The organism is Fusicatenibacter saccharivorans (assembly GCF_015557635.1).
In the GTDB taxonomy this organism is placed as follows: domain Bacteria; phylum Bacillota; class Clostridia; order Lachnospirales; family Lachnospiraceae; genus Fusicatenibacter; species Fusicatenibacter saccharivorans.
The window spans coordinates 1-22,164 of record NZ_JADNOP010000008.1; the positions used below are offsets into that span (position 1 = coordinate 1).

General features: G+C 51.2%; 12 protein-coding genes and 5 tRNA genes. 15 read left to right on the plus strand and 2 right to left on the minus strand.

Features of this window, described 5'->3' with window-relative positions; translation table 11 throughout:
• The 5 genes from I2G42_RS08050 (at nt 1) to I2G42_RS08070 (ending at nt 482) form a co-directional block, all read left to right on the plus strand.
• Nucleotides 1-71: transfer RNA gene (locus I2G42_RS08050), tRNA-Asn, on the plus strand.
• A gap of 54 nt (nt 72-125) precedes the next feature.
• Nucleotides 126-197: transfer RNA gene (locus I2G42_RS08055), tRNA-Glu, on the plus strand.
• Nucleotides 198-223: 26 nt separating this feature from the next.
• Nucleotides 224-296, plus strand: a tRNA-Thr gene (locus tag I2G42_RS08060).
• 4 nt (nt 297-300) lie between these two features.
• Nucleotides 301-374, plus strand: a tRNA-Ile gene (locus tag I2G42_RS08065).
• Between the two features lie 34 nt (nt 375-408).
• Nucleotides 409-482 (plus strand) — tRNA-Asp (locus I2G42_RS08070).
• Between the two features lie 120 nt (nt 483-602).
• On the opposite strand, the gene I2G42_RS08075 is transcribed toward I2G42_RS08070, so the two are convergent.
• Nucleotides 603-1,220 carry a flavodoxin family protein gene (locus I2G42_RS08075; RefSeq protein WP_022461984.1) on the minus strand — a complete coding sequence of 206 codons (618 nt, stop codon included), beginning with the start codon at nt 1,218-1,220 and terminating at the stop codon, nt 603-605.
• A 159-nt stretch (nt 1,221-1,379) separates the two neighbouring features.
• On the opposite strand from I2G42_RS08075, the gene I2G42_RS08080 reads away from it, so the two are divergent.
• Nucleotides 1,380-4,712 carry an alpha-L-rhamnosidase gene (locus I2G42_RS08080; RefSeq protein WP_158582843.1) on the plus strand — a complete coding sequence of 1,111 codons (3,333 nt, stop codon included), beginning with the start codon at nt 1,380-1,382 and terminating at the stop codon, nt 4,710-4,712.
• A 104-nt stretch (nt 4,713-4,816) separates the two neighbouring features.
• On the opposite strand, the gene I2G42_RS08085 is transcribed toward I2G42_RS08080, so the two are convergent.
• Nucleotides 4,817-5,191 carry a metal-dependent transcriptional regulator gene (locus tag I2G42_RS08085; protein ID WP_055221737.1) on the minus strand — a complete coding sequence of 125 codons (375 nt, stop codon included), beginning with the start codon at nt 5,189-5,191 and terminating at the stop codon, nt 4,817-4,819.
• Nucleotides 5,192-5,442: 251 nt separating this feature from the next.
• Here I2G42_RS08085 and I2G42_RS08090 point away from each other — a divergent pair, with 251 nt between their 5' ends.
• The 9 genes from I2G42_RS08090 (at nt 5,443) to I2G42_RS08130 (ending at nt 22,083) form a co-directional block, all read left to right on the plus strand.
• Nucleotides 5,443-6,621 carry a serine hydrolase domain-containing protein gene (locus I2G42_RS08090; RefSeq protein ID WP_022461981.1) on the plus strand — a complete coding sequence of 393 codons (1,179 nt, stop codon included), beginning with the start codon at nt 5,443-5,445 and terminating at the stop codon, nt 6,619-6,621.
• A gap of 332 nt (nt 6,622-6,953) precedes the next feature.
• On the plus strand, nt 6,954-7,181 hold the full coding sequence (locus I2G42_RS08095; protein WP_147326098.1) for an HPr family phosphocarrier protein: 228 nt from the start codon (nt 6,954-6,956) through the stop codon (nt 7,179-7,181).
• 186 nt (nt 7,182-7,367) lie between these two features.
• Nucleotides 7,368-10,703, plus strand: a complete 3,336-nt coding sequence (locus tag I2G42_RS08100) for an ATP-binding domain-containing protein (protein WP_330611289.1) — start codon at nt 7,368-7,370, stop codon at nt 10,701-10,703.
• Nucleotides 10,704-10,719: 16 nt separating this feature from the next.
• Nucleotides 10,720-12,909 carry a DNA topoisomerase III gene (locus I2G42_RS08105; RefSeq protein ID WP_195530937.1) on the plus strand — a complete coding sequence of 730 codons (2,190 nt, stop codon included), beginning with the start codon at nt 10,720-10,722 and terminating at the stop codon, nt 12,907-12,909.
• Between the two features lie 176 nt (nt 12,910-13,085).
• Nucleotides 13,086-15,296: a beta-glucosidase BglX gene (gene bglX / locus I2G42_RS08110; RefSeq protein WP_195530938.1), complete on the plus strand. Its 2,211-nt coding sequence runs from the start codon at nt 13,086-13,088 to the stop codon at nt 15,294-15,296.
• A 24-nt stretch (nt 15,297-15,320) separates the two neighbouring features.
• Nucleotides 15,321-17,570, plus strand: a complete 2,250-nt coding sequence (locus I2G42_RS08115; RefSeq protein WP_195530939.1) for a glycoside hydrolase family 3 protein — start codon at nt 15,321-15,323, stop codon at nt 17,568-17,570.
• A 94-nt stretch (nt 17,571-17,664) separates the two neighbouring features.
• The gene (locus tag I2G42_RS08120; protein ID WP_195530940.1) at nt 17,665-20,718 is read left to right on the plus strand and encodes a glycoside hydrolase family 2 TIM barrel-domain containing protein; all 3,054 of its coding nucleotides are present in this window, start codon (nt 17,665-17,667) and stop codon (nt 20,716-20,718) included.
• Between the two features lie 201 nt (nt 20,719-20,919).
• A complete protein-coding gene (locus I2G42_RS08125) occupies nt 20,920-21,528 on the plus strand; it encodes a hydrolase (RefSeq protein WP_117509411.1) in 609 nt (202 codons plus the stop codon).
• A 222-nt stretch (nt 21,529-21,750) separates the two neighbouring features.
• Nucleotides 21,751-22,083 carry a helix-turn-helix domain-containing protein gene (locus tag I2G42_RS08130; RefSeq protein ID WP_070103703.1) on the plus strand — a complete coding sequence of 111 codons (333 nt, stop codon included), beginning with the start codon at nt 21,751-21,753 and terminating at the stop codon, nt 22,081-22,083.
• Nucleotides 22,084-22,164 lie beyond the last annotated feature (81 nt).

The window sequence follows — 22,164 nt, forward strand, 5'->3', positions numbered from 1 at the left end:
CCTCGATAGCTCAATGGTAGAGCATTCGGCTGTTAACCGAAGGGTTGTTGGTTCGAGCCCAACTCGGGGAGTGAATGCGACCTGTAAGAGTTTCTTACAGGTCAGTTCTTTCAAAAAGTAAATATGGCTCCGTGGTCAAGCGGTTAAGACATCGCCCTTTCACGGCGGTAACACGGGTTCGATTCCCGTCGGAGTCACTGAATATAAAATATTTGTTATGTATGCCGATGTGGCTCAATTGGCAGAGCAGCTGATTTGTAATCAGCAGGTTATCGGTTCGAGTCCGATCATCGGCTCTTTGGACCTTTAGCTCAGTTGGTTAGAGCAACCGGCTCATAACCGGTCGGTCCCGGGTTCGAGTCCCTGAAGGTCCACTTTAGTTCCATATTTTATATTCTGTATATGTCTGGCCCGGTGGCTCAGCTGGTTAGAGCGCCGCCCTGTCACGGCGGAGGTCGTCGGTTCGATCCCGATCCGGGTCGCTTTAAAAAGTCTGCGGAAGCAGGCTTTTTTCGTGTATAAAATTTCTTCCAGCTATAAAAGATGCCGTGTTCCAGACATAGAAAAAAGTCTGAAAGACGGCATCTTGCTTAACAGATAAATTAACGGATAAAGTTTGTGCCGACGCGCGGTTCCTTTTCCGGAAGACCAAAGGATTCTTTTCCGAGCTGGATGCTCTTCATCAGAAAACTCATATTCCGTGCAAGGGTACGCATGATCTGCAGGCCTTCGAGATCTTGCTGTGCCTCGTCCGCATTATTTCCATGGATACTGTTCCAATACTGGCCGGAAGCAACCGGCATGCCGGAGATGGTGAAGTATTTGTTCAGCTCATCAAAGGTAGCGGAAAGACCGCCGCGGCGTGCAGAGACAACCGAAGCGCCGACTTTCATGGTCTTGTCAAAGTGTGTGCTGTAGAACAGCCGGTCAAGAAAAGCAATAAGTGTTGCATTTGCAGATGCATAATAAACCGGACTTCCGACAACAAGGCCGTCAGCCTCTTCAAATTTCGGGGCAACCTCATTTACCATATCGGAAAAAGCACATTTTCCGAGCTTGGAACAGGCACCGCAGGCAACACAGCCGCGGATATCTTTATTTCCGATATGTACGATTTCCGCCTCAATACCATTTTCTGTAAAGACTTTTTCCATTTCGTGCAGGGCAGTATAAGTGCTGCCTTTTGCGTGAGGACTTCCGTTGATTAATAATACTTTCATTTGATGGTACCTCTCTTTCGTAATTTTCTTTATTATAACACCGGAAAAGATGCAAATAAAGACGCTTTTTTGGGCAAAAACTGATCTTAACAGAAATAGCTGCTGGACGGTATAATACAATCAGCAAAGAAGGCAAAACTTGCAATGGGAGGTTACCAAATGAAGATAGAGAGAATTCTGATTGAAGATCAGATGGCACCGATCGGGCTGGATGAGAAAAAACCGGCATTTTCCTGGCTGCTGACGGCAGAAGAAGGAGAACAGAATCTGATGCAGAGCGCATGCCGGATCGTTGTGCGCACCGGAGAAGATACTGTGTGGGACAGCGGAAAAATGGAAACCGGCGTATCAACAGGGATTGGTTATGAAGGAGAAGCACTGCAGCCCTGTACCAAATATGAGGTAAAAGCAGAGGTGTGGGATAACCACGGCGGAAAAGCAGAAGCAGAAAGTTCCTTCGAGACAGGCCTTATGGATTCTTTGTATGCAGCATGGGAGGGAGCTGAGTGGATCGGCGCACCGCATGCGACGGTATGCGCGGAAAACCGCGGTGTTTTTACGATCGAGAGTGAATTTTGGATGGAAGGCGGGAAGGGAGAAGCGGGTATCGTCTTTGGAGCCAATGACTTCCGTCTGAACGATCATACGAAAAATGAGCTTGGCATGGAAGGGGAGAACTATATCCGTTATGCTGTGTGCCTTGAGGATGGAGATGCACGCCTCGAAATTTACCGCGTGGGCTATGCGCCGGAGGATACAGCGGAAAAACCGTTTGCCGTTACGAAACTGGTCAACTGGAAAGAGAAAACGCAGGAAATCCTGACACCAGAGAATGCCGATGCCTTTCATAAGCTGACCGTAGAGGTTGACGGCAATGTGGCATACGCCTATGTCGACGGCATTCTCGTGGATGCAATTGAAGAGCATGGATTTTTTGGAACGAAAGTATCAGGCCGCCAGCTGAATCCGAGAGGAAATAACGATGTGCTGCCGTATCCGAGACTGAATGAGATCGGATTTTATGCAGGAAAAGGGACGACAGGATATTTTAAGAATCTGACTGTAAGAAACGTAAGAAAACCATCCGCGGAAATTATTCGTGAGACGCCGGAAGGACGGCTGGATGGGGGAAAAAGTATCTTTGCGGATCAGATTCCGGTGGAAAACGGATACTTTAAAGTAGAAGACAGCCAGATTACGGCAGATCCGTCCCATCATTCAATTCCAATGCTGCGGTCGTGTATTTCCTGCCAGAAAGAGAAAAAACTGGCATCGGCACGCCTTTATATTACTGCGCGCGGTATCTACGACTGCCGGATCAACGGACAGGAGATCACGAAAGATCTGCTGCGTCCGGGTCTGACACAGTATGACCACAGAATGAACTATCAGACATACGATATCACAGGGCTGATGAAACCGGGCCGAAACGGAATCGGCGTGACGCTGGCATCGGGCTGGTGGAGCGAGGCACAGACCTTTGTGGTGAAGAACTTCAATTACTTTGGAGACAAGGAGAGTCTGCTTGCCAAGGTTGTCATGAAGTACGAGGACGGCAGCCGCGAGGTCTTTGGAACAAATACCGAGGATTGGAAGTATTTCGGAGAAGGTCCTTACCTGTTTTCCAGCTACTTTGCCGGAGAGCAGTACGATGCGCGCCGGGCAGAGGTTTACGAAACTTATTCTCTGCCGGAGTTTGATGACAGCACCTGGGAAAAGCCAGTTGTTGTGGATACCGTCATGATCGAAGAGTTCTGCACGATGCCGGGCTTTGGACGGTCCTGGCCGGCGGTTCATGAGCAGAAGCCGGAATATATCGGTGAGTACGATGCGCCAGTGCGGATTGTGGACCAGAGAACGGCAAAGACAAGAAAAGAGCTGTTCCCGGGTGTGTATCTCTACGATCTGGAACAGGAGATGGCTGGTGTACCGCGGATTACACTGCATGAGAAGGCGGGCACAAAGATCATCATCCGCTATGCGGAGGTGCTTTATCCGGATCTGCCGGAGTATGCCGGAAAAGAAGGCACGATGATGCTGGAAAATTACCGGGATGCGACGAGTACGGATGTTTATATCTGCCGCGGCGGGGAAGAGGTGTTCCAGCCGAAGTTTACCTTCCACGGCTACCGCTATATTGAGATCAGCGGTGTGGAGCATGCGCCGGAGCTGGAAGAAGTAGAGAGTCTTCAGTATTCTTCTGTGACGGAATTCCATGGAAGCCTTACGAGTAGCCATAAACTGCTGAACCGGTTTGCCGAGAATGTTTCCTGGTCACAGAAATGCAACTTTATCAACATTCCGACCGACTGCCCGCAGAGAAATGAGCGCATGGGCTGGGCGGGCGATACGCATATTTTCTGCCATACGGCGCTCAACAACAGCAGCCTGAAGAAATTCTATGAGCGGAACCTGCAGGCGATGTGTGATCTGCAGACACCGGAAGGCCAGTACCCGGAGATTGCACCGGTGGGCGGCGGATTCGGCGGCATTACGTATGAGTGTGCGAGTATTTTTATGGCGTGGGAACTGTATGAGCAGTATGGGGATATCCGCACACTGGAGAAATTTTATCCTGGCATGCAGAAATATATGGACTATATGAAGGATAAGGGTCTGCCGGGAACGAAGGTAAATCCGGCGATCGGACCGCTTGGCGACTGGCTGGCACCGGAAGAGACGGATCTGCTGCTTTTATGGAATGCATTCTATTATAAAGAAGCCGATCTGATGAGCCGGATTGCCGGTGCGCTCGGAAGAACAGAGGAGCAGCATCAGTATGAGGCGCTTGCTGCGAAGGTGAAGAAATTCTGGAATGAGACATTTGTACTTCCGGATTCCGGAAAGACCTGCAATGCGGACGGAACGCTGTGTGATACGCAGTGCTCGTATGCAATTGCACTGTCTTATGGTGTGGCAGAAGACAGAAAGAGAATAGGAGAGCATCTGATCCGAAAGACGAGAGCGATCGGCCATACGGTCGGAACGGGATTCTTTGGAACGGGTATTCTGAACCAGATGCTGACCGAGCAGGGCGCTGTGGAGGATGCCTGGAAGATGATGCTGCAGACGGCATTCCCGTCGTGGCTGTATCCGGTGACCCAGGGAGCGACGACGATCTGGGAGCACTGGGATTCCTACACGAAGGAAAAAGGCTTCGGCGGACAGAATGCGATGAACTCGTTCAATCATTATTCTCTCGGAAGCGTTCTTTCCTGGCTGTATCACACGGGACTTGGTATCCAGAGAGACGAGACAAAACCGGGTTATCAGCACATTCTGCTGAAACCGCAGCCGGGCCCGCTCGAGTTTATGAAAGGTTCCGTAGACAGCCCGTACGGCGTGATTTCTGCCGGATGGGAGCGGAAAGGTGACAAAATAGAGTATCAGGTTACGATTCCGGTCAATACAACGGCAACCCTGTTTAAAAACACGCAGGATCCGGCGGATACCGTGGAACTGGGAAGCGGAACGTATACTTTTATGCTGTAAAAAGAAAACCCGAAAGGCTCCGGCAAAGAAATGGGAGACTTTCGGGCGGAAAGAGAAACGCTGTCGGAGAGAAGAGAACTCCGGCAGCGTTTTCTTTGTCATGTTTATTTTTCGGCAGTCATGTGCAGATGACGTTTGATCGCTTCAAAGCTTTCCTGGCTGATGACATGCTCGATGCGGCAGGCATCTTCCGTGGCGGTCTGCTCATCAACACCAAGGCTCATCAGGCCGCGGGAGAGGAGCTGGTGGCGCTCATAGATCATCTCTGCGATCGCGCGTCCGCTGTCGGTCAGGTAGATGTAGCCTTCCGGCGTTACGCGGATCTGCTCTTTTTCTCTTAAGTTTTTCATGGCAACGCTGACACTTGATTTTTTAAAGCCAAGTTCTTCTGCAATATCAACACCGCGTACAACGGGTTTTTTCTGACTTAAGACTAAAATGGTTTCCAAATAATTTTCTGCGGATTCGTTCGTTTTCAGCAAGATGTTCACCTCGTTTTTCTAAATAGCTGAAGATTCATAAATATATATACATATAGAATAGCATATTTTTCGGAATAGGGCAATGATGGTTTTTGATGGTTTTTCTTAATTTCAGAAAAGTTGTAAGATTTCAGAAAAAAAAGACAATGAGGATAGAAGAAGAAAAGCAAGATAAAAGATGACAGGGGGCAAAAAGAGAGGTAAAATAGGAAAAAACAATGAAATTTAGATGGAGGTTAGAACATACCATGGAACAGGTGATAAAGAAAAGACTGCAGCAGGTGATGGATGCGTCTGTTGCAAAAGGAGAGACACCGGGCTGTCTTCTGATGGTGATCAAAGACGGAGAGGAGCAGGTTTATCTGGAGAGCGGATATGCGGATATCGAAGCAAAAAAGCCGGTTTCCCGCGATAATATTTTCCGCCTCTACTCCATGAGCAAGCCGATTACCGCGACGGCCATGATGATTCTGGTAGAGCGCGGAATCGTCGATCTGGCGGATCCGGTCAGCAAGTATCTGCCGGGCTTCCGGAACCCGGTTGTATGTACAGCGGATGGGAAGATAGAAAAAGCGGAGCGGGAGATCCTTCTGGAGGATATTATGAATATGACATCCGGGCTGACGTACGGCGGAACGGATGAGACGGGACGGCAGACCGATGCACTTTTTCAGGAGGTGATCCACGGACTTAAGGAAGAAAACGGCGGAACGATCAGTACAGTAGAATTTGCAAACCGTCTTGGAAAAGTCCCGCTTCTGTATCAGCCGGGCCAGTCCTGGAGTTATGGAACGTCGGCGGATGTCGTAGGTGCGGTGATTGAGGTGGCAAGCGGCATGCGCTTTGGGGATTTTCTGAAAAAAGAAATTTTCGAGCCGCTCGGCATGAACGATACCGATTTCTGGGTTCCGGCAGAAAAGCAGGATCGTCTGGCGAAGGTGTATGACTGCAGGGAGGGACAGCCGTCCGTCCGTTATCTGGACAATAACCTTGGCATTCAGAACGATATGGCGTACCGCCCGGCATATGAGGCAGGCGGAGCAGGCCTTGCATCTACCATCGACGATTATGCGAAATTTACGCAGATGCTGCTGAACGGCGGCACCTACAACGGTGTACAGATTCTCCGTCCGGCGACGGTAAAATTTCTGGGAGGCCACACATTAAGCGCGGTACAGCAGGCAGGCTTTGATAACTGGATCGGTCTGGAAGGATTTTCCTACGGAAATCTGATGCGTGTTCTGGTAGATCCGACGCGTGCGGTAACGCTGGGAAGCAAGGGTGAGTTCGGCTGGGACGGCTGGCTTGGATGCTACATGGAAGTCGTGCCGGAGCAGAATATGACATTTCTGATGATGACCCAGAAAAAAGATGCCGGAACGTACACCCTGTCCCGGAAGATCCGAAATATTATTTTCAGCGAATAACTTTTCATGAGAGTGATTCTCAAGTAAGGCCTTCCGGCCCGTCAGATCAGACGAAAAAAGTGCCGGAAAAGAAACAACTTAACGAATCAGACGGAACATATGAGCAAATTGCTGTAAAACTACGTCGAATTTTGTCTAAAACGGATATTTGCAGTGAGACAGATGTATGCTATTTTAGTGTCAGTCGAAAATGAAGGCGATTTCATTACTACTTTCAGAAAAAACAGCAAAAAAGGGATATCGTGTAAGTTTTTGACCGATTTTGAAGGAAATAAAAGAAAGAATTCAAAATCATGAAAAGAAGACTAAAAAGCAGAAAGGATGCAGAAAATATGATTTCGTTACCGTTAAAGTTTGATGAAGTAGAGAGTGTAGAAGAATTTGTAAATATGGTGAAACGCCTGGATTACGACGTTGACGTAAAAATAGGACGATGCGTCTTTGATGCGAAATCCCTGATGAGTGTCCTGATGATCGCCGGAAACCCGGATGCGGTTGTGGAAGCCCATACGAACGATATCGAAGCATTTAAAAAGAAATTTAAGGATTACCTTCAGTAAGAAAAAAAGTCGGAAAGGCACTGTGTGTAAGACGCATGGTGTCTTTTTTGATGCACGAAAAAGCGGGTGAAGTATCTTGCCGGGGAGACGTGTGCATGGTAAAATAAAGTCTATTGGGATGGAAATAAGAGAATCAAAAGAACGGGCTGATGTAGAAGAAGTTTTTCGTAAAAAAGGAGGCACAAAGTGGAAGAAGAGAAACTGGAAAGAAGCATCAGAAAATCAGAGATTCCCGGACTTACGAGGGAAGAGGAGGAAGCACAGCTTGCGAAGGTGATCGGGATTGCCGAGCAGAATCTTGAACAGGCGAAGGCGGATATCCGGTCGGCGAATGAGGATCTGGCGGATCTGATGGAGACGTACGACGCAAAAGAGGCGGAAGGCCTGGCGCTCTGGAACAACGCGACGGCGAAGCTGAATGCGTACCAGCACGGCATGGCGCGGCTGGAAAAAGCGAGAAAGAAGCCGTATTTCGGGCGGATTGATTTTCAGGATCCGCGGCTTTCGTTTTTAGAGTCCTATTACATCGGGCGCGTCGGCATTTCCGATGAGAAGGCGGAACCGGTTGTGCTGGACTGGCGGGCGCCGATTTCCTCCGTCTATTATGAGAACAGCACCGGGCCGTGCAGCTATACGGTGAGTTCAGAGGGTACTTTTTCGATTGATCTGAAAAGAAAGCGGACGTATGAGATTGAAAATGACCATCTGAAAGACTTTTTTGATTCCGATGTGGTAGCGAACGATGAGCTGCTGACAAAGTATCTGGCGAAGAACAAAAAAGCGGTGCTCGGTGAGATCATTGCGACGATCCAGCAGGAGCAGAACCTCATTATCCGCAGATCCCCGAAGACGAATCTGATCGTACAGGGCGTGGCTGGTTCCGGAAAGACGACGGTGGCGATGCACCGGATTTCGTACATCCTCTATAATTACGAGGAGGACTTCCGGCCGGAGGAGTTCTATATCATTGGAAGCAACCGCATTCTGCTGAACTACATTACCAGCGTTCTGCCGGAACTCGATGTGTACGGCATCCGTCAGATGACGATGGAGCAGCTTTTTATCCGGCTTCTGTACGAGGACTGGGACGAAGAAAAGTACACGGTACACACCATCGACCGCGCGGATGAGAAAAACAGCATAAAGGGCGGAAGCGGCTGGTTTTTCGATCTGGAAAATTTCTGCCGCACGTACGAGGCAGAGCAGATTCCGCGGGAGCCGGTGCGGCTGGAAAAAACGGGAACATTGCTTCTGGACGCCGAGTATATTGATAACTATTGCAGGGAGCAGTCCACATCTTCCATGGAAGGAAAGATGTGCATGCTGAACGAGATCCTGCTGGCAAAATTTGAGAACGAGGTTTCGGGAAAAGAAGTGACGTTTCCGGCGCGCGAAAAAAAGGCGCTGAAGCGGAAATACGAGAAATATTTTGGAGATGGAAAATGGCGGGGATCCATTTTTGATCTCTATTTACAGTTTCTGGAGCAGCAGGCGGAGAAAGGAAAAGCGGTGGAAGTGCCGGAAAACTCCTTTGATGTCTATGATCTGGCGGCGCTGGCATACCTCTATAAGCGGATCAAGGAAAACGATCCCGTGCGCGAGGCGAGCCATGTGGTCATCGACGAGGCGCAGGATTTCGGGATGATGGCGTACCAGGTGCTTCATTACTGTCTGCGTGACTGTACGTATACCATTATGGGAGATACGTCGCAGAATATCCATTTTTCCTACGGCCTGAACGACTGGGAGGAGCTGAAAAAGCTGATTCTGACCGGCACGTACGATGCGTTCGGCGTTCTGCGGAAGAGTTACCGGAATACGGTGGAGATCTCCGATTTTGCAAACGAGATTCTGCGGCATGGGGACTTTGCGATCTATCCGGTGGAGCCGGTGCTGCGGCACGGAACGGCGGTGCGGAAAGAAGCATTTGACGATGAAGCGGCGCTGCTCGCCACGGGTGTTCAGACAATCAAAGCATGGCAGGCGCAGGGATATGAGACGATTGCCGTTGTATGCCGGGATGAGGCAGAAGCGGCGGATACGGCGCGGAAGCTGAAACAATACGTGCCGGTTGTGGAGGAGGATCTCGAGACGGCAGAGTTCGGCGAGGGCGTGATGGTGCTCCCGGTGGCATATACGAAAGGTCTTGAGTTCGATGCGGTGCTGCTTCTTGATCCGACGGAAGAAAAATATCCTGAAAATGACGGGCAGGTGAAGCTGCTTTACGTGGCGGCGACGCGGGCACTGCATGAGCTGGCGGTGCTGTATACAGGAGAACTGACGGGAATCCTTGCCAAAGAAGCGCCGAAGGGCCGTCACAATCAGGAATTTGCCATGGAGACGCTGACGAAGGCGAAAGAGTATGAGAAGGTTTCGCTGACGCAGAAGGAGGCGCGTGAGGAGAACCGCGCGATCGGCATTCAGGAGATGGACGAGCGGAACAGCCATGGACCGAAACGGATTGTGATCAAGCCGGAGCAGAGGCCGGGAATGGCGCTTGGAAATACAAGCACGACCGGAACAGCGGTGATGGCAAAAGGCAGTACGGCAACGCGGAGGGCTGCGGCAGAAACGGGAGAAGAAATTGCCGCAAAGACAATGCAGCAGCGTGCACCGGAAGGGGTGTCATCTATTTTTGCTGGTGCGGCTTATCATGGAAAGGCAGGCGGCAAAGCGCCGGGAAGCAGACGGAGTGCAGGAACACAGGCAGGAATGCAATATGGAACGGGCACGGCCGGAGTGCAGAGTGCAAAAAGACCGGGCGGAGCAGGTATGGTACCAGGAGAAGCCGAGAAGACGGAGCGCCTGAATACCTCATCTTACGCTTTCGGTGCAATCCCGGAAAACGAGCTGCTGCGCATCAAGGGCCATTCGAAGATCAAGTGTGCGGTGAAATGGGCAAAGAAAGGAAAATCGGCGGTTGAGATTGCCAGCATGTACGGCATCTTACGCATCACCCCGATCACGCCGGAGGTGATCCGCATCAGTTTTGTAAAGGGTGTGACCGCAAAAGTGCAGGATACGTACTGGAAGCCGAAGGCAGATACCGCGTTTCCGTGGAGTGCGAAAGAATCGAAGACAGCGGTTCTGGTGGAGACGGAAAAGCTGCGCGTCATGGTAGAAAAAAAGGACGGCGCGGTGCAGTTCCTGACGCCGGACAACAAACCAATCCTTTCCGAGAAGCGTGACGAGCCGCGCATGATTGACGGCGGCATGACATGGACGTTCTTCGACTGGAGCGGTTCCGAAAAGCTGAAAGCAAAAGGCATTCTTTCGACCGAGTGGCTGGATCTGACCGCGAAGGCGCGCTACGTCTCTTTTGGCGGAAAGCAGGCGCGGATGCCGCTGCTTGTTTCGAACCGCGGCTACGGCATTGCGGCCGCCGCGTCCCGGACGGCACTGCTGTGCAATGTACGGACGTTTGGAACGTATCTTCACACCGCAGGGGACGGACAGATTGATTATTACTTCATTCTCGGAAAAGACCGGGAGGAAATTGTAAAACAGTATAAAGAGCTATAAAAGGAGCAGACATTTTATGAAAACTCTGGTAATTGCAGAAAAACCATCCGTGGCACGCGACATTGCGCGCGTACTGGGGTGCAGCAAAAAAGAAAACGGAGCGCTGGAGGGAAACAAGTATATCGTTACCTGGGCGCTCGGCCATCTGGTGACGTTAAAAGATCCGGAAGACTATGACAAAAAATATAAGGAATGGAATATGGCAGTTCTGCCGATGATGCCGGAAAAACTGCAGATCAAGGTCATTCCGCAGACGGGAAAACAGTACCATGCGGTGACGACACAGCTTGCGCGGAAGGACGTGAATGAGATTGTCATTGCAACCGATGCCGGACGCGAGGGTGAGCTGGTGGCGCGGTGGATTCTCGACAAAGCACATAACCAGAAGCCGTGTAAGCGTCTCTGGATTTCCTCTGTGACGGACAAGGCGATCCGTGAGGGTTTTGACAATCTGAAGGATGCGAAAGAGTACGACAATCTCTACCGCGCTGCCGTTTCCCGTGCCGAGGCGGACTGGCTCGTCGGCATCAATGCGACGCGGGCGCTGACCTGTAAATACAATGCACAGCTTTCCTGCGGCCGTGTGCAGACGCCGACACTTGCCATGATCGCACAGCGCGAGCAGGAAATCCGTGAATTTGTCCCGAAACCGTATTACACGGTGACGGCCGCGGCGGGCGGTGTGGTCTACACCTGGAAAGATGAAAAATCGGGCGGCACAAGAATCTCCGATCCGGAAAAGGCAAAGCAGATCGCAGAGAAGGCAAAACGGTATCCGCTTGTCTTACAGAACGTAGAAAAGAAGAAAAAGCAGAAAGAAGCGCCATTGCTCTACGATCTGACGGAGCTGCAGCGCGATGCGAGCGCACGGTTCGGCTATTCGGCAAAACAGACGCTGAATCTGATGCAGAGCCTCTATGAGACCCATAAAGTCCTTACGTATCCGCGGACAGATTCACGGTATCTGACGAAAGATATTGTGCCGACGTTAAAAGAGCGGCTGGATGCGGTCAGCATCGGCCCGTACAAAGCACTGGCCCAGCAGGCGAAGCGCAGTCCGCTGAACGGAAAGCTCTCCTTTGTCAATGATGCGAAGGTTTCCGATCACCATGCCATTATCCCGACGGAGCAGTACGTGCAGTTATCCGCACTCTCGAACGAGGAGCGCCGCATTTATGATCTTGTTGTGCGCCGTTTTCTTGCGGTACTGCTGCCGCCGTGTGTATATGAAGAGACGGTGATCCGGGCTTCCATCGAAAAGGAATGCTTTACTGCGCGCGGAAAGCGCATGGTCGAGAAAGGCTGGCAGGAGGCGTACGAGGATAACCGGTACGGCGAAGAGGATGAGGCGAAAGAAGAGGTGCGGGAGCAGAATCTGCCGCTTCTGGAGGCAGGCATGAAGATCGGGCAGCCGAAGATCAGTCTCCGCGAAGGAAAGACAAAACCTCCGGCACGCTTCACGGAAGGCACGCTGCTCTCCGCGATGGAAAATCCGGTCCGCTACATGGAAAACCGCGACAGCAGCCTGGTAAAAACGATCGGTGAGGCGGGCGGCCTTGGAACGGTTGCGACCCGTGCGGATATCATCGAGAAGCTGTTCCGCAGCTTTCTGCTGGAGAAAAAAGGCAATGAGATCTATCTGACCTCGAAAGCACGCCAGCTTCTGAAGCTGGTTCCGGCGGATTTGAAAAAGCCGGAGCTGACGGCAAGCTGGGAGATGCAGTTAAACGACATTGCAAAGGGAAAGAAGCGGCGCGATGTGTTTATGGAGGAGATCCGCAGCTACACGGTGGAACTGATCGATGAGATCAAGACGGAAGAGGGAACGTTCCGCCACGACAACCTGACGAACAAGAAGTGCCCAAACTGCGGAAAACGGCTGCTTGCGGTGAATGGAAAGAACGCAAAACTGCTCGTCTGCCAGGACAGAGAGTGCGGCTACCGCGAGACGGTTTCCCGCACGACGAATGCGAGATGCCCGGTCTGCCATAAGCGCATGGAGATGATCGGAAAGGGCGAGGATGCGACGTTTGTCTGCGCCTGCGGCCACAAAGAGCGCATGACAAAATTCCAAGAGCGCCGCAAAAAAGAGGGCGGCGGTGTGACGAAGCGCGATGTGGCAGCTTATATGAAGAAACAGAAAAAAGAGGCCGAAGAGCCGGTGAACAATGCGTTTGCCGCGGCATTAAAAGGAATTAAATTATAAAAAAGGGAGCGAGTTCTGCCGAAAATCAAAAAATGGCGGAACCCGCTTCTTTTGTTAAAATCGTTGAGGAAAAGGTCAAAAAAAGTGATTGTTTTATGCAGAGTTATGCCGTAAAATAGAAACAAATGATATAAGAAACAGGAAAATTCTGAAAATAACAACAGGGAGGTTTTTCAATGAAACAGACAGATCTGGAAAAACTGCTGGCGGATATGTCGCTGAAAGAGAAAGTAGATCAGATGCTTCAGTTAAGCGGAGCATTTTACCTCGGGGATGAAAACAGCGTCCTGACCGGCCCGGCAAATGACATGGGAATCGGAAAAGAAGACCTGGAGATGGCCGGTTCCATTCTCGGTGCAGCCGGTGCCGATACGATGAAAAAACTGCAGGATGACTACATGGCAAAACAGCCGCATCACATCCCGATGCTGTTCATGATGGATGTCATTCACGGCATGAAGACCATTTTCCCGGCGCCGCTGGCGCAGGGAGCCACTTTTGATCCGGAGCTCTCCGGAGAGTGCGCGTCTGCAGCCGCAAAAGAAGCATCCGCGGCCGGACTTCACGTTACCTTTTCTCCGATGGTTGACCTTGTGCGCGATGCGAGATGGGGCCGCGTTGTGGAATCCACAGGCGAAGATCCGTACCTGAACAGCCGCTTTTCCGAGGCGATCGTAAAAGGCTTCCAGGGCGATGATTTAAAAACACCGGGAAAAGTTGCCTCCTGCATCAAACACTTTGCAGGCTACGGCGGAGCAGTCGCAGGAAGAGATTACAACACCGTAGAGCTCTCAGAGCATACCTTCCGTGAATTCTATCTTCCGGCATACAAAGCAGGCATCGATGCGGGCGCAGCGATGGTGATGACATCATTCAACACGATCAACGGCGTTCCGGCGAGCACCAACAAATGGCTGATGCGCGATATCCTGCGCGGCGAGATGGGATTTGACGGCGTGCTGATTTCTGACTTTGCAGCCATTCTGGAAACCGTTGCCCACAGAAGCTCGAAAGATGCCGCCGATGCAGCGAAAAAAGCACTGGAGGCAGGCGTGGATATTGATATGATGACATCCGTTTACGCCGCAAACCTCTGCCGTCTCGTAGAAGAAGGTGAAGTGGACGAGCATCTGATTGACGAGTGCTGCCTGCGGATTCTGGAGCTGAAAAACAAACTGGGACTGTTTGAAAATCCATATAAAGATGCGGATGCCGAGAAAGAGAAAGCATACAACCTCTGCCCGGAGCACCGTGCACTGGCGAAAAAAGCAGCGGAGGAATCCTTCGTCCTGCTGAAAAACGACGGCGTACTGCCGCTCGACACTTCGAAAAAGATCGCATTTGTCGGCCCGTATACCAACAATCATGAAATCAAGAGCAGCTGGTCCTTCACCGGCGACAGCAAGGACTGCGTGACGATTCAGGAAGCAGCCGAGAAAGTCTTCGACGCATCACGCACCACGTATGCAGAAGGATGCCCGGTTATCGGAAACGATGTGGAGCTGATCGGATTTACCGAGACGACACCGAAAAAATACAGTGAGGAAGAGCTTGCTGCCATGGAGCAGAGCGCACTACAGGCAGCAAAAGAGGCCGATCTCGTGGTAATGCCGATGGGTGAGCATTATCTGCAGAGCGGCGAGGCGACCAGCCGTGCCATGATCGATGTGCCGGAAATCCAGATGGAGCTGTTCCGCAAAGTGCTGGCCGTCAACCCGAATGTGGTTGTCGTTCTGTTCAACGGCCGCCCGCTGGATCTGCGGGAAATCAGCGCTAAAGCAAAAGCCATTCTCGAGGTATGGTTCCCGGGAACCGAGGGCGGAAGCGCTGTTGTGGATGTCCTGACCGGAAAGAAAAATCCGTCCGGCAAGCTGCCGATGAGCTTCCCGTACTGCGTGGGCCAGGCACCGGTCAGCTACAACGAGTATTCCACCGGAAGACCGAATCTGCCGGGCATGAAAGAGCGGTTCCGCTCCAAATATCTTGACATTCCGAATGCACCGCTGTATCCGTTCGGCTATGGTCTTTCCTACACGACATTTGCCGTTTCGGATGTCGTGCTTGACCAGAACGAGATGGATAAGAATGGCAGAATTGCAGCAAAAGTAACCGTGAAGAATACCGGTGATGCTGCAGGCTGCGAGGTTGTTCAGATGTACATCCGCGATGATTATTCCGATGTGGTTCGTCCGGTGAAAGAGCTGAAAGGTTTCCGGAAAGTAGAGCTTGCCCCGGGTGAGGAGCAGGAGGTTACGTTCTATATTACCGAAGAGGATCTGCGCTACTACCGGCTCGACGGAACCTTCGGCAGCGAGCCGGGTACCTTTACGGTGATGATCGGCAACAGCAGCACGACGGAAAACAGTGCGGTATTTACATTAAAATAAATTGGGAAAAGAAGGGTGAAACTTATGGAGAAAACAACGAAAAACGGAATCCACCGGATCCGCCAGGAGGGCGGAAAAACGATCGCCTGGGCAGAAGAGTCCGGCGTAAAAGTATTGGAAAAAGATGGATATTACTTTAAAGACCTGGCAAAAACCGGCGAACTGCTGCCGTACGAGGACTGGCGCCTCTCCGATGAGGAGAGAGCCGCAGACCTTGCGGGCCGTCTTTCCATCGAGGAGATCGCTGGCCTTATGCTGTACTCACCGCACCAGGCCGTACCGCCGATGCCGGGCGGTCCGTTCCAGGGAACGTTTGACGGAAAAACGTATCTGGAATCCGGCAAAGAACCGTATGCGATTTCTGATCAGCAGAAAGAATTTCTGGAGGACGAGCATATCCGCCATATCCTGCTGACGAACGTGGAAAGCCCGGAGATTTCCGCAAAATGGAGCAATGAGCTGCAGAAACGGGCGGAGACACTGCCGTATGGTATTCCGATCAACCTCTCCTCTGATCCGCGGAACGGAGCAAAGGATTCCGGCGCAGAGTTCAAGAGCGGCGGAAGCGAGATCAGCAAATGGCCGGAGGGTGTCGGCTTTGCAGCATGCTTTGACCCGGAAGTAGCCGGACAGTTTGCAAAGGATGCCTCCCGTGAATACCGGGCACTCGGCATCACAACGGCACTCGGACCGCAGATCGACCTCTGCACCGAGCCGAGATGGATGCGCTTTGTCGATACGTTAGGCGAAGAAGTGGAGATGTCCAAAAAGCTTACCAAAGCGTACTGTGACGGTATGCAGACAACGGAAGGGGAAGCAGACGGCTGGGGAAAAGACAGCGTCAACACGATGGTCAAACACTGGCCGGGCGGCGGCACCGGAGAGGCCGGACGCGATGCACACTATGCATTCGGACAGTTTGCCGTTTATCCGACCGGAAATTTTGAGGAGCATTTAAAACCGTTTACCGAGGCAGCCTTTCACCTGGACGGACCGACCGACTGCGCATCCGCGGTTATGCCGTACTACACCGTATCCTACGGCGTGGACAAGAAAAACGACAAGAACGTCGGAAACTCCTACAGCGAGTACCTGATCAAGGATCTGCTGCGCGGAAAATATGAATTCAAAGGCATTGTCTGCACCGACTGGGGCATCACCCAGGATCCGGAGAAGACGATTGAGGGATTTGGAAGCCGCTGCTACGGCGTGCAGGATATGACCGAGGCAGAACGGTGTCTGCTGGCGATCACAAACGGCGTTGACCAGTTCGGCGGAAACAGCGAGTCCGGTCCGATTGTCGAGGCGTATAAGATCGGCTGTGAGAAATACGGCGAGAAAGCGATGCGTGAGCGCATGGAGCTGTCCGCCAAACGTCTTCTGATCAACATTTTCCACTGCGGCTTGTTTGAGGACCCGTATCTTGATCCGGAAGAATCCGCAAAGATTGTAGGATGCGAAGAGTTCTGCCGCCATGGCTATGAGGCACAGAAGAAATCCATCGTCCTGCTGAAAAACAGTGCGAAACGCGCACCGGAAGGACAGAAGGGTGTGCTGCCGCTGAAGAAAGGTTTGAAGGTTTATATTCCGGAGAGAAAGATCGGACCGTCCAAAGCGTTCTTCCGCATCGATCTGCCGGCAAAAACCGAAGATCCGCTGCCGGATGGACTGCCGTCCAAGTACGGTACACGCGTGGCATCACCGGAGGAGGCCGATGTGGCGCTGGTATTTATCGAAAGCCCGGCATGCAACCCGTATTCCACCGAAGATCTTGCGAACGGCGGCAACGGCTATCTGCCGATTACACTGCAGTACCGCCCGTATACGGCGAAAAAAGCGCGTGAGGTCAGCATTGCCGGCGGCGATTTCCGCGAGAATTTCACGAACCGCAGCTATCTTGGAAAGACAAACACTGCCTACAACGAGGCTGATCTCGACAATATTCTCGAATGCCGCCGCGCGATGGGCGACAAGCCGGTGATCGTCTGCGCAACCGTCAACAACCCGATGGTGATGCATGAATTTGAAGCCGAAGCCGATGCGATCGTCGCAGAGTTCGGTGTTTCGAGAGCCGCTGTGCTTGACGTTGTCTTCGGCGATTACAACCCGACCGGCCGTCTGCCGATCCAGATGCCGAAGGATATGGATGCGGTTGAGGAGCAGAGCGAGGACCGTGCGTTGGATATGGAAACCTATATTGACAGCGAAGGACATAACTATGACTACGGTTATGGCATGAATTACGAAGGCGTTCTTCCTGCATGGAAAAAGTAAAAGAATAACAGAAAACCTGATCGGCACCGGGACCGCGTGTGTTTCGGTGCCGATATTGGAAACAAAAGACAGAATAAGGAGGACTTAAAAAGAGATGATTGTTCCAAAATATTTCGAAGATTTCGATCACCTGCATGTGAATACCATGCCGAACCGTGCCTACTACATTCCGGCATCCCGCCGCATGGAGGATCTGGTGGAGAACCGGGAGGCGTCGGACCGCTTTTTCCTGCTTTCCGGCGACTGGAAATTCCGCTATTTTACCAGTGTTTACGATGTAAAAGAGGAGTTTTTCACAGAAGGATACGACACTTCTGCATTCGAGACGATTCCGGTGCCGTCCGTCTGGCAGAATTATGGCCATGACCACCATCAGTATACGAACGTCCGCTACCCGTTCCCGGTGGATCCGCCGTATGTGCCGTATGAGAACCCGTGCGGTGCGTACGCGAGAACGTTCGAGTGGAAAAAACAGGAGGAAGCACCGAGGGCATTCCTGAATTTTGAGGGCGTGGATTCCTGTTTCTACGTGTGGATGAACGGCAGCTTCGTCGGCTACAGCCAGGTGTCTCATTCTACGAGTGAATTTGATGTAACAGACTTCTTAAAAGATGGCACCAACACCATCGCCGTACTGGTGCTGAAATGGTGCGATGGAAGCTATCTCGAGGATCAGGACAAATTCCGCATGAGCGGCATTTTCCGCGATGTCTATCTGCTTGCAAGACCAGAAAAAGGCATCCGCGATTACTTTGTAAAGGCAGCGCCGGACGCATCGTACCAGAATGGAGAAGTTTCGATTGCGATTACCTGGAATGACGGGGAACCGCAGGAAGGAACGGCAAAGCTGTTTGATACAGAAAATCATCTTGTGGCAGAGGCAGCGTTTGGCGGCGATACGGTTCAGATGCATGTAAAAGATGCACATCTGTGGAATGCCGAGGAGCCGTATCTGTATACGCTGGTGCTGGAGACGGCGGGTGAGGTGATCACTGATCATGTCGGCATCCGTGAGATCCACGCGAAGGACGGTGTTCTGTACCTGAACGGCGTGAAGATCAAATTCCACGGAACAAACCGCCACGACAGCGATCCGGTGACGGGATTTGCAATCAGCCTTGCACAGATCAAAAAAGATCTGAAGGTAATGAAAGAGCACAACATCAATGCGATCCGGACCAGCCATTACCCGAATGCGCCGTACTGTTATCAGCTTTATGACCGTCTCGGTTTTTATGTCATCGATGAGGCGGACAATGAGAGCCACGGCACAGAGGCAATTTATGCGAATTACACGAGCTGGGAAGAGTATGCGAAGAACTGGAATAAACTAATTGCGAACAATCCGGTATTTACCGAGGCAACCGTAGACCGCACACAGCGTTGCGTAGAGCGCGATAAAAACCGCCCGAGCGTTGTCATCTGGTCGATGGGAAATGAGTGCGCATACGGCTGTACCTTCGAGGCGGCCTTAAAGTGGACGAAGGAATTTGATCCGACGCGTCTGACGCACTATGAGTCGGCACGGTATGTGGATGATCCGAAGAAATACGATTACAGCAACCTCGACCTCTACAGCCGCATGTATCCATCACTCGAGGAGATCAAAAAAGAGCTGGTGGAGTACGGGGATAAGCCGTATATCATGTGCGAATACTGCCATGCAATGGGCAACGGCCCGGGAGATCTTGAAGACTACTTTGAACTGATCCACAGCGAGGAGAAGATGTGCGGCGGCTTTATCTGGGAGTGGTGCGACCACGCAATTGATATGGGAAAAACGATCGAGGGAAAGAAGATGTACGCGTACGGCGGCGACCACAACGAGTATCCGCACGACGGCAACTTCTGCATGGACGGACTTGTTTATCCGGACCGCACACCGCATACGGGACTGATGGAATTTAAAAACGTGTATCGTCCGGTGCGCGTGACGGGATATGATGCCGAAAAGGGTACACTGACCATCAAAAACTATATGAATTTTGTGAATCTGAAAGATTACGCTGTGCTTGGCTATGAGGTGCTTGTGGACGGCGAAGTGACGGAGAGCGGCAAGATTACAGATGAAGCACTGCTGGAGCTTGCGGCAGGCTGTGAGAAGACGATTCCGCTTGCCATTTCCGTGCCGGAGCAGGGAAAATGTGCGCTGAAGGTTACCTGGTATCAGAAACAGGCCACTGAGGTGCTGCCGGAGCAGTTCGAACTGGGATTTGAAGAAGTTCTGGTGAAAACGAAAGACAATCAGAACCAGAAGGCAAAAGAGATGATGAAGCGCCCGGAGGGAACGGCTTCGTTTGGATGGAAAGAGGACGATCATTATCTGACGGTATCGACGGAACAGTTCAGCTATACCTATAATAAGTTCACCGGCCTGTTCGAGAAAATGTGCTATGCCAACCAGAATCTGCTCGACCGTCCGATGGAGCTGAACATCTGGCGTGCGCCGACAGACAATGACCGCAATATCAAGAATACCTGGATGCGTGCTCAGTATGACCGCACCGTGACGCGGGCGTATGAGACAACGGCAAAAGAAGAAAACGGCTGCGTGGAGATCGAGACAAGCTATTCGATTTCGTCTCCGGCTCTGCAGCGGATCCTTGCAGGTGTGATCAAATGGACAATTTACAGCGACGGAACGACCGATGTCCATGTAGAAGCAAAGAAAGACCCGGTATTCCCGGTTCTGCCGCGTTTTGGCCTGCGCCTGTTCCTGCCGGAATCGTTTGCAAAACTGACCTACTGCGGCCTCGGCCCGGTGGAGAGCTACGTGGATAAGCACCAGGCAAGCTATCACGGCGTTTTCCACAGCACACCGGCAGAACAGCAGGAGGACTATATCCGCCCGCAGGAGAACGGCAGCCACTACGACTGCGATTATGCAAGTCTTGCCAGTGATCGTGCGGTATTGACGGCAGTGGGCGAGAAAACCTTCTCATTCCAGGCATCTATTTACACGCAGGAGGAGCTGACCGCGAAAGCCCACAACTATGAGCTTCGGCCGTGCGGAAGTACTGTTTTCTGCATCGACTACCGCCAGGCCGGGATCGGATCGGCAAGCTGCGGACCGATGCTGCTGGAAAAATATCAGCTGAAAGAAACCGAAATCAGCTTCGATGTGCGGCTGAAACCGAAACTGCTGTAAAGTGTAGAATTTGAAAAATAAGAAAAGCGCTGTGCCCTCTCTCTGAAAGGTGAGGGAACGGCGCCTTTTTATATGATGTACAAAAAAAGTCTTGATAAACCTATTGAATTACTATGAATATAGGATTATAATGGACGAAATTATAATTCAAATCTAATCCAGGTGATTCTGGAAAGAGAAAAGGGAAGGAGAAAATCAAGCATGAGTGAAATTACAAGAGATGAGGCATTTACTTTATTAAAAAAATACAACAAAGATCCCTTCCATATTCAGCATGCGCTTACCGTAGAGGCCGTGATGAAATGGTATGCAAGAGAGCTTGGCTATGGGGCAGAAGAGGAGCACTGGGGTATTGTCGGACTGCTGCATGACATTGATTTTGAGCTGTATCCGGCAGAGCACTGCCTGAAAGCACCGGAGCTTCTGCGGGAAGGCGGCGTGTCGGAAGATATCATTCATGGTGTCGTTTCCCATGGCTGCGGCATTACCATTGAGTGCGGCGTCACACTGGATGTGGAGCCGGTGCATGAGATGGAAAAAGTTCTGTTTGCAGCAGATGAGCTGACGGGACTGATCTGGGCAGCTGCGCTGATGCGGCCTTCGAAGAGCACAAAAGACATGGAACTGAAATCCTTAAAGAAGAAATATAAGAGCAAAGGCTTTGCAGCAGGATGTTCGAGAGAGGTCATTGAGAGGGGCGCCGATCAGCTTGGCTGGCCGCTGGAAAAATTACTGACTATGACCCTGCAGGCAATGGCCGACAGCGAGGATGAGATCAACCGGGAAGTGGAAGCGGAACAGAACGCATAAAAACAGTCTGAGTTTTGGTGTAAAAACGGGAACTCAGGCTGTTTTTTTGCATGGCGCATCTTTTCCCAGGCATTACCATTTCTTTTTTTGTTAGATCGCAAGAAGAAAATACGGAATCCGCACAGGGCAGGAAGAGGCGTTTTTTCAACATTGGAGGAAGTGACGGACAGGGAATTTTGTGATATAGTAAAACAAAATCTGAGTGAAAAGGTGAAATACAAAATGATCAGTGAAAAAATTTTTGAATTAATTCTTCGAAACGGGGTGACCCAGAAAGAATTCTCTGAAGAAACCGGAATTTCACAGAGCACCATCAGCGACTGGAAAAGAAAGGGGACGAATCCGTCGGCGGATAAGATACTGAAAATCTGCGAAGTGCTGAAGGTTACGCCGTATGAGCTTTTAGGAGAAAATGAGATCGAACGGAAAGCAGTGGATCTCGAAATGTGCGCGGCAAACACAGAGGAGAAAATGATTCTGGAAGGCTTTCGTAATTTGCCCGACAGAAAAAAGGAACGAATTCTGGGATATCTGGCGGCATTGCAGGAGGAATAAAAGGATGCAGAAACCATCTGTGCATATCCTGGCCTCTCAGATGAGGAAAATATTTCAAAAATCTGAGATTTTCTATCGCGA

Bases quoted from the DNA above. Each gene is read 5' to 3' on its own strand.
- I2G42_RS08105 (WP_195530937.1), top strand. From the start codon at position 10,720: ATGAAAACTCTGGTAATTGCAGAAAAACCATCCGTGGCACGCGACATT.
- I2G42_RS08090 (WP_022461981.1), top strand. From the start codon at position 5,443: ATGGAACAGGTGATAAAGAAAAGACTGCAGCAGGTGATGGATGCGTCT.
- I2G42_RS08125 (WP_117509411.1), top strand. From the start codon at position 20,920: ATGAGTGAAATTACAAGAGATGAGGCATTTACTTTATTAAAAAAATAC.
- I2G42_RS08120 (WP_195530940.1), top strand. From the start codon at position 17,665: ATGATTGTTCCAAAATATTTCGAAGATTTCGATCACCTGCATGTGAAT.
- I2G42_RS08115 (WP_195530939.1), top strand. From the start codon at position 15,321: ATGGAGAAAACAACGAAAAACGGAATCCACCGGATCCGCCAGGAGGGC.
- I2G42_RS08075 (WP_022461984.1), bottom strand. From the start codon at position 1,220: ATGAAAGTATTATTAATCAACGGAAGTCCTCACGCAAAAGGCAGCACT.
- I2G42_RS08130 (WP_070103703.1), top strand. From the start codon at position 21,751: ATGATCAGTGAAAAAATTTTTGAATTAATTCTTCGAAACGGGGTGACC.
- bglX (WP_195530938.1), top strand. From the start codon at position 13,086: ATGAAACAGACAGATCTGGAAAAACTGCTGGCGGATATGTCGCTGAAA.
- I2G42_RS08095 (WP_147326098.1), top strand. From the start codon at position 6,954: ATGATTTCGTTACCGTTAAAGTTTGATGAAGTAGAGAGTGTAGAAGAA.
- I2G42_RS08080 (WP_158582843.1), top strand. From the start codon at position 1,380: ATGAAGATAGAGAGAATTCTGATTGAAGATCAGATGGCACCGATCGGG.